Origin of the sequence: Synechococcus sp. H55.2, from assembly GCF_047462495.1 — a bacterium.
GTDB lineage: Bacteria > Cyanobacteriota > Cyanobacteriia > Thermostichales > Thermostichaceae > Thermostichus.
The window spans coordinates 1-11,898 of record NZ_JANSJH010000087.1 but is presented as its reverse complement, the minus strand read 5'-3'; the positions used below and the strand labels follow the sequence as shown (position 1 = coordinate 11,898).

Here is an 11,898-nt window from a genome sequence, read left to right as displayed (position 1 = left end):
CGTTAAAGTTTAAGGTTGAGGGTCTTCTCGGAGGTTGCGATGAGCCATCCAGCCAGCCCAGCGCTTGCACCGGCAGAAACCTCTGCCCCCATTCATGTGGTGGGCGGGGGGTTGGCGGGGACAGAGGCCGCCTGGCAAATCGCCCAGTTGGGGTTGCCTGTCCTCCTTTCGGAGATGCGCCCCGTGCGCCAGAGCCCGGCCCACCACACCGATCAGTTGGGGGAGCTGGTGTGCAGCAACTCCTTTGGGGCTGCGGCCAGCGATCGGGCGGCAGGGCTGCTCAAGGAAGAGCTGCGACAACTGGGATCCCTGGTGATGGCGACGGCGGATCGCCATGCCGTGCCGGCAGGAGGGGCATTGGCGGTGGATCGGGCCCGCTTCAGCCAGGCTCTCACGGCAGCCATTCAAAACCATCCCCGCATCACTCTGCGCCGGGAGGAGGTGACGGAGATCCCGGAGGGCATTGCCGTCCTCTGTACCGGCCCTCTGACCAGCGATCCCCTGGCTAAGGCGCTGCAAGCCTTTACGGGCCTGGAATACCTGAGCTTTTTCGATGCTTCTAGCCCCATTGTCGCCGGGGATTCCTTGAACCGGGCGGTGGTGTTTCAGGCTTCCCGCTACGACAAAGGGGAGGCAGCCTATCTCAACTGCCCTATGACGGAGGCGGAGTACGAACGGTTTTGGCAGGCGCTGGTGACGGCGGAGCAGGCGCCCCTCAAGGATTTTGAGCGGGAGGAGCGCAAGTTTTTCGAGGGCTGCCTGCCGATTGAAGAAATGGCGCGCCGGGGCAAAGAGACTCTCTGTTTTGGCCCTTTGAAGCCGGTGGGCTTGGTGGATCCGCGCACGGGATCCCGTCCTCACGCGGTGGTGCAGTTGCGACAAGAGGACAAAGCAGGGCAATTGTGGAACCTGGTGGGTTTTCAAACCAACTTGAAATGGGGAGAACAGCAGCGGGTTTTTCGGCTCATCCCCGGCCTGGAACAAGCGGAGTTCGTCCGCTTTGGGGTGATGCACCGCAATACGTTTTTGAATTCGCCCCAGCTTTTGTGGCCAACCTTGCAATTTCGTCGCCGACCGACGCTGTTTGCCGCCGGCCAGTTGGTGGGCACCGAAGGCTATGCCTGTGCTGTGGCGGGAGGGTGGCTGGCCGGACAGAACGCTGCCCGCCTGGCCTTGGGGCTGCCCTTGATCACGCTGCCCCCTGAGACGATGATGGGATCCCTGTTTCAATTCATCAGCAGCGCCGATCCCAGGCATTTTCAGCCGATGCCGGCCAATTTTGGCCTGCTGCCAGAGCTGGAGGGGCGGAAGCTCCGCAACAAGCAGGAGCGCTATGGCCGCTACCGGGATCGGGCTTTGGCTGCTCTGACGGCAACCGGGCTGGTGCGCCAAGCGCAAAGTGCTTGAGGGAGCTGCGGGCAGTTCCAACGGTTGCATGAAGTCAAAGCCGAGATTGAGGGTTAAGTTGAAATTGCACAGATAAGCCCTGCAGAGGCCGATTGCGTTGGCGGGACGGAGTCCTTTGTGGAAAACACGCTGTGAATATTCTGGTTATCAATGCCGGTTCCAGCAGCCTCAAATCCTCTCTGTTCCTGACGGTTGAGGGCAAGGTGGAGGCCGCCCCCATCTGGCAAGCCCAGGTGGATTTCACCTACAAGCCGGGGGAGGCCCTCATCCAAACTCGCCGGCGAGGCGGTGGGTGGGAGCCTTTTCCCTCCGCTTCACCCGAAGGGGGGATCGGCCAATTGGCCCCGCTGTTTCAAAGCCTCTGGCAAGGGGAGGGATCCCTGCTGGCAGAGGCAGGTGAGATCGACGGCGTTGGCCATCGGGTGGTGCATGGGGGATCCCTGTACCGGCAGCCCACTTTGATTACGCCGGAGGTGGAACGGACGATCGAGCAATTGATCCCCTTGGCGCCGGCCCACAACCCTGCCGCGCTGGCCGGCATTCGTCTGCTGGGTCAACTGCTGCCGGGGATCCCACAGGTGGCCGTCTTCGACACGGCCTTTCACCAACAAATGCCTCCGGCAGCGGCTCTCTACCCCCTCCCCTATGCCTGGGCTGAACAAGGGATCCGCCGCTACGGGTTTCATGGCATTAACCACGAGCATTGCGCCCGCCGCGCTGCCGAGATCTTGGGCCGACCTCTGGCAGAGTTGCGGCTGATCACCTGTCACCTGGGCAACGGCTGTTCGTTGGCCGCCATTCGCGGAGGCAGAAGCGTGGATACCACCATGGGCTATACCCCTCTGGAGGGTTTGATGATGGGATCCCGGTCGGGGTCGGTGGATCCGGGCATTCTCATCCATCAGTTGCGCCAGGGCATGAGCGTGGATGAACTGGATCGGATCTTGAACCGAGAATCAGGGCTGAAGGGCGTTTCCGGCCTGAGCAGCGATATGCGGGTCATCTTGGAGGCAATGGAAGCCGGCCATGCCCGCGCCGAGCTGGCTTTTGATCTGTTTGTTCACCGGCTGCGCAGCCAAATTGGGGCCATGCTCATGAGCCTGGATCGCTTGGACGCGCTGGTGTTCTCTGGAGGAATTGGGGAAAACTCAGCGCCGGTGCGGGCGGCAGCCTGTGCAGATCTGAATTTTTTGGGGATCCAAATCGACCCGGTTTTAAATGCCGGATCGCCCCGCAACTGCGATATCAGCACTTCCGATGCTCCGGTGCGGGTTCTGGTGATCTCAGCCCAAGAGGACTGGGCCATGGCCACAGCCTGCCAGAGACTCTTGCAAGGAGAATAGGCAAAGGATTCTAAGGTCTCTTTCGGCCCGATTTTCTCCTTTTCGATGACCGGCTCGGTCGAGATAACCCCTGGGCTAGGAGTCGAACCTTTTCCGGCCAATTCCACTGCCCCCATCTTTACAGCTCCCCTCTCCCCCAGGGAGAGGGGCCGGGGGTGAGGGTCATCCCCCTGGGAGAGGGGCCGGGGGTGAGGGATGCCCTAAACTCAAAACCAAACTCATTTGAGGTCATGGGAAACGATGCAGCCTGCGCAACACACACACAGACGGATCCCCTTGCTGGTGCTCCTGAGCGCCGTTTTGGCAGGATGCGGGGGGACAACCGACAGCAGCAATCCCCTACCCTTGCCGCCGCCGATACCGGCCCCCTCCCTCACCATCACCGATCTCTCCCCGCGCACCGTCTCGGTGGGGCAAACTCCAACTTTTGTGGTGTCCTTCCGGGTGGAAGCTCCGGCTGGGATCCGGGGTTCCAACGCCTTTTTGGCTTCCGTCACCACTCCCCTAGGCAATTTCGTTACTTTAGGGGCTTTCGACGCTGCTCAATTGCCCGGCTGCTTCGTGGGGGCCACCACCTGCACCGTGACAGGGCTGACCCTAACCCAAAATCGCTTTACCCTCACTCAAACGGGATCCCATCAGCTCACCATCAGTGTGTTCGATCGGCAGGAGCGGCTGGGCAGCGGCAGTTTCACATTTAGTGGAGTGCTTTGAAAAAGGTACGGTGTGGAGTCGATAAGATCAGACCTCTGTGCTTGCAGACTTGGGCCTACTGCCAAACGCAGTCAACCAACAGCTTGTAGATCCCAATCTCCCCTGATGGGAGAAGGGCTGGACACGCTCACCTGCGGCAGCGCGGAGCGTCTGGACGCTGTCTTCAGCAGGAATGTGATTCGGAGAGCTCAACTCCGGTGATCTCAATCAGCACGAACCTCTGTTCAGGGGGATAGGTTTCAGTTGACTCAAAGAATAACAATTTTGACAAAAAAGACATCTTCTGTTTTTCCGGAGCTGACCTTTCGATAAGCTGAAGTCGATCACGAGGAACGGAGGCCTTGGGTTATGGAGCATGAAATTGTGTATCAACTAACTTTGGAATGGGCCGAAGCCGACCGGCGCCGATCTCAAACGGTTTCGCCCGTCCTCGCCAAGCTGGTCACCATCGGGCGGGATCCCGGCTGCGATGTGGTGCTCAACGACCCAACTCGCTCGGTCTCAGGAATGCATGCCGGGCTTTATCTCGATCCCAAAACTCTAAAGTTTTACATTCGCAACTTGACGCGGGATCGTTTGCCGCCTAAGCAGCCCAACCCCATTTGGGTGAATGGCCGAAAAATCATTCAGGAAGAGCTTGCGCTTGAGGCCAATAGCCAAATCCAATTGGGGCGTATTGTGCTGGGCGTGAAGTCTATAGAGGCTGCCAGGAAAGATCAAGGGGTGTCCCTGAGCCGTGGCACTTTGGACACCCTTAAGGTTAAGTGCAGCCGCCTGGAAAACCCTCACTACCTGCCCCCGGAATATCAGGGCCAAAATTGCCCCTATTGCGGACATTTGGTTTTGAGTGCTTCGCTGGTGATCCCTCCTCCAGAGGCTGAAAAGGCTTCGCAATCTCCTACCTAGAGAACCAAACCGTTCCATTTTTCTCCTGGATCCCAGCAGTTGCAAAAGGGATCCCAAGCCAAGTCCAAGGTGACTCGTGAGGTTACGTTGTTCTGTGTTGTTCTCGATGGCCTCGTCACGATTTACAGAGGTGAACAAAAGCTATGCAAATTCAACTGAGCTGGGAAGATCCCATCACCGAAGAACAGCAGGAGCCAATTTTTCCATTGCCTCTCGCCTTGGGCAGAGAGCTGGCCCAATTGCCACAGGAATGGCAGGGGCAAGAAGTGGCCAGAGCGGTATTTGCCAGCCAGGAGATCTCCCGTTACCACGCCCTTATCTATCTCGGTGAGGGTGGCCAGGTCATCTACGAGGATCGCAGTGCCAACGGCAGCCGCATCAATGGGGAAAAAATCCGACAAGCACGCCGGGTGCTGCAGGGCGGGGAAGTGGTGGAGCTCGGCCCCTACAGCATCACCGTCAGTTTGCTGAGGGATCCCAACGCCACCCTGTTGATCGGCACCCCTACCCTTTTGCTGGAGCCCCGCACCGACCTCATTCGCCCGGCCACCCAACCCGACACCGCATTTGAGGTTCCCCCGGCTTCCACGGTGGTTTTCGCCCCGGAGCAACTCCCCGAGGTGCGGGCCAGCTCAGACTTTCCGCCACCGGACTTGTTTCGAGCCGAGCAAATTGCCCTGAGCGCTCTCAAAGCCACCGGCCTACCCGTGGAGGAGACCCTCTATTTGGCGTTGGGCGGCGGTATGGGCAGCTTTGTCTGGGTGGATACCCTGCGCATCTATGGGGTCAGATCCGAACACATCCGCGTCATCAGCATTGCCCGCAAACCCTACGAACGGTATGAACGGCTGTTGACCAACTGCCAGATCCCCCGTTGGAAGCGAATTCGCTCCGGCTCCGATTCTTGCCCGGACAACATTTGGGGCTGGCCCGGCTATGCCTTGCGAGATGCTTGGCGCTCTTTTTTCTCCGGCCGATTGTTGGAAGCATTTGGCTTTTTGTGGCAGGTGTTTAGTGAACCTTTGCTGGCAGATACTTACACGCCGCGGGCGGGGGATGTATTCGCCTCGATGGATCGGGAAGCGGCTCGCATTGGCTGGGATCAAATGCTTTGTTACGGCCATATTCGCGCCATTCGCAAAACGGAGGATGGGCGATATGTGGTGGCCTATTCGGCAACGCGCCCCGGCCACCCAGATCACCGCTTTATGGTGGCCAAGTACCTGCATTTGGCGACTGGGTATCCGGCTATCAAATTGCTCAACGACCTGCAAGAGTTTCGGGAACAAACAGGAGATTTGAAATCTGTAGTACATGGATACGAGCCCCATGATCACGTTTATGAGCAATTGGAAAAACAGGGCGGCACGGTCTTGATCCGCGGATTTGGGATCGTCGCTTCCCAGGTGATGGAGCGCCTCTACCAAGCCCGCAAAGTCAACCCCCGCATCTCGGTGGTGCATCTGAGCCGTGCGCCCAAAGGCGGCAATCGCTTCGGACGGGCCAAACGGGCGGTGGAAAACCATTGGGAGTTTCAGCCTTTCAACTGGCCCAAAGGCACTTGGGGCGGGGTTCTGCGCGCCAAATTGGAAGCAGCAACCCCCCTGGAACGGCGCGAACTGCTGGAAGCCTGGGGCGGCACCACAACGGCAAGCCGGCGCAAGTGGCGGCGGATCGTGCGGCAAGGGCTGCGGGAGGGCTGGTACTCGATTGTCTTTGGCAAGGTGGAATCGGTGGTTCTCGGCGACAAGGGCAAGCCGGTGACCTACATTCGAGGTACCCACAACAACACCCAATTGAAGGTGGAAGCCGATTTCGTTATCGATTGCACGGGCTTGGTTTCGGATCCCATGACCCATCCTCTCCTCAACGACCTGATTACCCGCTACAATCTGCCCCTCAATCCCCACGGACGCCTACATGTTTCCAACGATTTTGAGCTGGTGGAGATGCGCAACCGGGATGGGCGGATGTATGCTGCCGGGATCATCACCTTGGGTGGGCCCTATGCGCCGGTGGATACGTTTTTGGGCTTGCAGTACTGCGCCCATCGCTCGGTGGAGCACCTGGCTCGGCTGCGGGCGCCAGGCGTTAAAGGTCTGGAAGGGATCCGATCCCTGTGGCAGTGGTGCAAGTGGGCCTTGAACCTCAGCCCTTAGCCTTTGAACTGAAGCCAAACGAACTAGCGATTTTGGCCAACAAAACTGGAGGAAACAATGACACCAACTCTCATTGGCCGTTGGCAAACCCGCATTTTTTTGTTAGCTACGGTAGGTGTTTTAGCGACTTTACCCTTTTATTTTGGTCTCACCGGACATGGCGGCAGCCTCATCTATTTTTGGGTGCTGTTCTACGTAGGTCTGTTTGGCTGTGTTTGGGATGTCGTGTACAACTATTTGATGGGGTGGATGTGGGATCACGATTGGCCTGGGATCCTGCAGCTTTTGGCCGGCATTTGGGAAGGGCTTTTCTTGGGCACAGTCCTGAGGCTGGTGGGCCTTCCCCGTATCCCAAGCCAACGGTTTGACCTGGGGGATTTTATTCTCCACTACAGCGTGGTCTGGGTTTGCCTTTACCTCAGCGCTTGGGTGGTGATGCGGATTTTGTTTCCCCGCTGGCGCTTTCGCGGTGGAGAGTGGCTGGGGCCATGGCCTCGCTCCGGCAACTAGAGCTGGAGGGATCCATTGCCGTTAGAATCGGGCTGGAAGAGCTCCCCGGATAAGCCTGGGTTTTGAACAGGTCTGTACAGGCTGAGGGGAGTTGAGAGTTGTTGCTAACCCAGAGTTTTGCCCCATGCAAGCCTGTACCCTGATGGCTCGCGCCAAGATCAACCTCTACCTGGAAATCCTCGGATCCCGTCCGGATGGGTATTCGGAGGTGGCGATGGTGCTGCAGAGCATTCAGTTGGCAGATCGTGTCCAGTTGCAGTGCTGCCCCCACGGGATCCACCTCACCTGCGATCGCCCAGAAGTGCCGGCAGATGCCCGCAACCTGGCCTACCAAGCGGCTGAGCTGCTGCAAAAAGAGTGTCAGGCCACTATGGGAGTGGAGATTCGCCTCGAAAAGCAGATTCCGGTGGCAGCAGGCTTGGCAGGCGGCTCGGCTGATGCGGCGGCAGTTTTGGTGGGGTTGAACCAACTGTGGGGCTTGGGCCTGACGGTGGGAGAGTTGCAGAGCTTGGCAGCCCGCCTGGGATCCGACATTCCCTTCTGTGTACAAGGGGGAACGCAACTGGCCACCGGACGCGGGGAAGTTTTGGAGCCGCTGGCCGATTGGGAAGGGATCCCGGTGCTCTTGGCCAAACCCAAGCACCTGGGGGTTTCTACCGCCTGGGCTTATCAGGCCTTTCGTTCTCGTCAGGAGAGCTTGGGGCTTGCACTGCCCACCTTGCCGCAGGTGTTGGCGGCTCTCAGCCGTCAGGATCTGCCGGCGTTGGCCAGGAGTTTGCGCAATGACCTGGAACAGGTGGTTTTGCCGGAGTATGCGATTGTGGGCGAATTGCGCCAATCGCTGCTGGCGGCAGGGGCACTGGGAGCTCTGATGTCGGGGTCGGGGCCAACGGTCTTCGGGATCATGCCCAGCCTAGAGCTGGCCGCCCAAGCCCGCGACAGCCTGCGTCGCCAGTTTCAGGATGTGGAGTTTTGGGTTACGCAGTTTGCCCCCACCGGAATTGTGCTGGAGCCGGATCCCTGCAGCCTCAGCCCCAGCTAGGGTGGATGGAGACGAAGGCCCAAAACGGAGCTCTGCAGGTACAATCCTCCTCGGCGGCGCCGTCGAGAGGGATCCCTAGATGAAGCCTTTGGCAATGGCAAGAAGCTGGCTGCTGGGCCTGGGCCTTGTCTTGGTGGGGTGGGAGCTGCCGGCCTGGGCCGGCTGCGGCTTCCCTCGCGGGGCAGGGAAGACGTTTCTCTCGCTCCAGCCCGAGGTGTACCAACCCCGCACCCGCTTTGACCAGGGGGGACGCCTACAGCAGGCCCTTTCCGAGTACGGCGAGACCCGCCTCAACCTGTTTGGCGAAACCGGCCTCAGCGATCGCCTCACCCTCAACCTCAACACCAGCTACGTTTTCCTGGAAAATCGCTTTGCCAGCGGGGCTGACACCGTTACCCAGCGCAACCAGGGCCTGCGGGATCTGGAGCTGGGCCTGCGCCACACCTGGGGAGAGGGGGATCCCTTTTTCTCGGCCCAGTTGACGGCCCTGATCCCGCCGGGATATGCCACCCAGAACACCCCCCTGCCCTTGGGCTATGGGGTTTTCGGCTACGACCTCAGCGCCGGCCTGGCCGCCTCAGGCAAGCTGGGATCCCTGCCCGCCTTTTTCGACTCCTGTCTGACCTTTCGGGACTACCTGGGCTACCCCGGCGACCGTCTCAAGGCCAACTTGACCTTTGGGACGGATCTCAGCCCTGAGGTGCAGGCCATTGTTGCTTTGGATGGCGACTTCACCCTTGGCAACGGCGCCCCGCTCCTCTTTGGGGATGTGGCGGTGCAGGATCCCGACTACAGCAACCTCAAGCTTTCCGGCCAGCTCAACTGGCGCCTAGAGGAGGGGCTGACCCTGGGGCTAGGGGGGTTTCAGTTTTTGACAGGCCGCAACACCAATGCCGGCGGTGGCTTCACCGGCTATGTGTGGCTAAGTTACTAAAACTCAACAAAATGTTGCGGGATATCCACCTCGGCAACAGGGATCGGCAGAGGCAGATCTAGGATGAGACTTGGCAAACCTTGGCCTGGAGAACGGATCCCATGCCTCGCTTTGAAAACATCGTTGCCGCCATCGACGGCAGCGGCCCCACCGAGCAAATGGTGCACACGCTGCTATCTTTGCCGGCCTTTGCCCAGTGCCATGTAACCCTGCTGCATGCGGTGCCTTCCCAGACCTCTGCTGAGGACATGCGCGCTGCCTGGCAAAAGGGACAGGAGCTGTTGGCCCAGACGCTGCAGACTTTTCCCCCGCGGCCTGGGTTGAAGATCAGCACTCAACTGGTGGAAGGGGATCCCAAGGTGGTGGTGTTGCAGGTGGCCGAGTCCCTGCCCAATCCCCTGATCGTGATGGGATCCCGCGGGCGCAACCGCATCATGGCCATTTTGCAGAACTCGGTCAGCCAATACGTCTTCCAGCTCGCCTCCTGCCCCATGCTGCTGGTCAAAGACGACGCCTACGTCAAGTACCCCAGCCATGTCATGGTGGCCCTCAACAACTCTCCTGCCGCCCAGGTCGCCTTTGCCACGGCCCTGGATCTGGTTGCCGGCATCTCAGGGGCCCAGATTTTTCTGGCCTCGGTACAACTGGATGCCGATGCCCAAGGCCGGGACGAGGTTATAGACAAAGCCATTGCCACCCTCAAAAGCCGCCAAATCGGCCACCAGGTGTTTACGGCGGTCGGGGATCCCGGCACCGAGATCGTCCGCTTGGCGGAAGAGAGCAAGGCCGACCTGCTGGTGATGGGATCCCCAGATCGCCGGCCCAGCATTGCCCGCAGCATCCCCGACTTGGATCGGCTGCTGGGGCGCTCCATCTCCGACTATGTGCGGGTCCACATCGGCTGCCCCGTGCTGATGGTGCGCTCGGCCCAAGAGAAAGATTGACCGACTGCTAGATCTTTGTTCAGCTTTCGACGAGAAAAATATGGGCTGGCATCGTCCAGGGATCCAGCTTGATGTAGTTCGTGGATCCCTGCCAGGAATACTGCTGGCCATCCAAAAGGTCGATCACCTTGAAAGTTTGCCAGTGTTCCAAACCCAAAGCCCCCAGGTTGAGGGTGACCCAGCCGGATTGAATGTGAAACGGATCCAAGTTGACCGCCACCAAGATGCGGTTGCTGCCATCAAAGGTGCGCTTGGAATAGCAGATCAGGGCCTCGTTGTCGGTGGGGTGAAACACAAGGCTCCAGTCGCTTTGCAAAGCCGGGTTTTGCCGTCGGATCCGGTTCACCTGCGCGATCAGAGGCCGCAAGTTATCCGGTGCGTCCAGATCCCAGTGACGGATTTGGTATTTTTCCGAGTCCAGATACTCTTCGCTGCCGGGGCGGAGGGGACGGTTTTCGCAGAGTTCAAAAGCGGGGCCGTAGATGCCGTAGCTGGCCCCCAGCGTGGCCGCCAGGATGAGGCGCAGCATAAAAGCCGGGCGTCCCCCCTTTTGCAAGAACTCGTTTAGAATGTCCGGCGTGTTGGGCCAGAGGTTGGGGCGATAGTACTCCCGCATCGGGGTTTGGGTGAGCTCGGTGAAGTACTCCGTCAGGCCCCACTTGTCGTTGCGCCAGGTGAAATAGGTGTAAGACTGGGTGAAGCCCAGCTTGGCCAAGGATTTCATCAGTTTGGGGCGGGTGAAGGCTTCAGACAAAAAGATTGTCTGCGGGTGCTTGGCCTTGATCTGGCCGATGCACCACTCCCAAAAGCCAAAAGCCTTGGTGTGGGGATTATCAACCCGAAAGATGGTGACTCCCTGGTCGATCCAGTATTCGATAACGCTTTTTAACTCCTCCCAGAGGGCCTGCCAGTTTTCCGTCTCAAAGTCGAGGGGGTAGATGTCTTGATATTTCTTGGGCGGGTTCTCCGCATATTGAATGGTGCCGTCGGGCCGCTTTCTAAACCATTCCGGGTGCTCTTTCACATAGGGGTGATCCGGCGAGCACTGGAAGGCGATGTCCAGGGCGATGTCGATGTTGAGTTTTTTGGCCTCCGCCACCGAGCGATGAAAATCCTCTAGAGATCCCAGTTGCGGATGGATGGCCTTGTGCCCGCCTTCTGGCCCGCCAATGGCCCAGGGAGAGCCCACATCCTCCGGCTCTGCCGTCATAGAGTTGTTTTTGCCCTTGCGGAAGGTGCGCCCGATGGGGTGGATGGGGGGCAGGTAGAGCACATCGAAGCCCATCTCGGCAAGCAGCGGCAGGCGGGCGATCACATCCTGGAAGGTGCCGTGGGTGTGCTCGTCAGGGCCGCAGGAGCGGGGAAACAGCTCGTACCAGGTGCTGAAGCGGGCCTTCTCCGGATCCACCCAAACCCGTCGCTCCGGGTAGGCGGTGACGAAGCGGCGCTCGCCGTAGAGCTGCATCAGGGATCCCAGGGTTGGGGAAAGGGCGATCTCGATAGCCGGATCCCCGCCTTGGCGGAGCATTTGGGCGTAGTTGCGCAGCTTTGCCGCCAGATCCCCGCTTTGAGCCTGGGCGGCCCGCTCCACTAGCTCCGCCCCGATCAACAGCTCCACCGCCACATCCTGCTCGGCAGCCACCCGCTTGTGCAGATCCTGCTGCCAGGTTTGGAAAGGATCCACCCAGGCCAAGATGCGGTAAAAGGCTTGGCCGATTTGTGTGACCTGAAATTGGGCCCGCCAGCGGTCGTTGCCGATGGGCTCCATGAAGAGCTCCTCCCAGTCTGTTGCCCCGGCCTGGCGAAAACTGAGCACCGCCGAGAGTTGGTCGTGGCCATCGGCGAAGATGTCCGCCTCCACCACCACGTACTCCCCCACCGTTCGCTTGATGGCGTAGCGCCCACCGTCGATTTCCGGCGTCACCGCCTCGATGATGGC

10 protein-coding genes are annotated in these 11,898 nt (G+C 59.6%); 9 read left to right on the top strand and 1 reads right to left on the bottom strand.

Going from position 1 to position 11,898, the window contains the following annotated elements; all coding sequences use genetic code 11:
* Positions 1–39 precede the first annotated feature (39 nt).
* From trmFO to NW844_RS10200, 9 genes are all read left to right on the top strand, one after another.
* The gene (trmFO, locus tag NW844_RS10240) at positions 40–1,407 is read left to right on the top strand and encodes an FADH(2)-oxidizing methylenetetrahydrofolate--tRNA-(uracil(54)-C(5))-methyltransferase TrmFO (RefSeq protein ID WP_414335374.1); all 1,368 of its coding nucleotides are present in this window, start codon (positions 40–42) and stop codon (positions 1,405–1,407) included.
* A gap of 131 nt (positions 1,408–1,538) precedes the next feature.
* On the top strand, positions 1,539–2,750 hold the full coding sequence (locus tag NW844_RS10235) for an acetate kinase (RefSeq protein ID WP_414335372.1): 1,212 nt from the start codon (positions 1,539–1,541) through the stop codon (positions 2,748–2,750).
* 240 nt (positions 2,751–2,990) lie between these two features.
* Positions 2,991–3,464, top strand: coding sequence for a hypothetical protein (locus NW844_RS10230; RefSeq protein ID WP_414335370.1), 474 nt, complete (start codon positions 2,991–2,993; stop codon positions 3,462–3,464).
* Between the two features lie 348 nt (positions 3,465–3,812).
* A complete protein-coding gene (locus NW844_RS10225) occupies positions 3,813–4,370 on the top strand; it encodes an FHA domain-containing protein (protein ID WP_414335368.1) in 558 nt (185 codons plus the stop codon).
* A gap of 143 nt (positions 4,371–4,513) precedes the next feature.
* On the top strand, positions 4,514–6,529 hold the full coding sequence (locus NW844_RS10220) for an FHA domain-containing protein (protein ID WP_414335366.1): 2,016 nt from the start codon (positions 4,514–4,516) through the stop codon (positions 6,527–6,529).
* Positions 6,530–6,586: 57 nt separating this feature from the next.
* Positions 6,587–7,039, top strand: a complete 453-nt coding sequence (locus NW844_RS10215; RefSeq protein WP_414335364.1) for a hypothetical protein — start codon at positions 6,587–6,589, stop codon at positions 7,037–7,039.
* Between the two features lie 124 nt (positions 7,040–7,163).
* A complete protein-coding gene (gene ispE / locus NW844_RS10210; protein WP_414335376.1) occupies positions 7,164–8,081 on the top strand; it encodes a 4-(cytidine 5'-diphospho)-2-C-methyl-D-erythritol kinase in 918 nt (305 codons plus the stop codon).
* A 79-nt stretch (positions 8,082–8,160) separates the two neighbouring features.
* Positions 8,161–9,015: a hypothetical protein gene (locus NW844_RS10205; protein WP_414335362.1), complete on the top strand. Its 855-nt coding sequence runs from the start codon at positions 8,161–8,163 to the stop codon at positions 9,013–9,015.
* A gap of 101 nt (positions 9,016–9,116) precedes the next feature.
* Positions 9,117–9,959, top strand: coding sequence for a universal stress protein (locus tag NW844_RS10200; protein WP_414335360.1), 843 nt, complete (start codon positions 9,117–9,119; stop codon positions 9,957–9,959).
* Positions 9,960–9,978: 19 nt separating this feature from the next.
* Here the strand turns inward: NW844_RS10200 and NW844_RS10195 are convergent.
* The coding region (locus tag NW844_RS10195; protein ID WP_414335358.1) for an alpha-1,4-glucan--maltose-1-phosphate maltosyltransferase at positions 9,979–11,898 on the bottom strand (1,920 nt) is incomplete at its 5' end.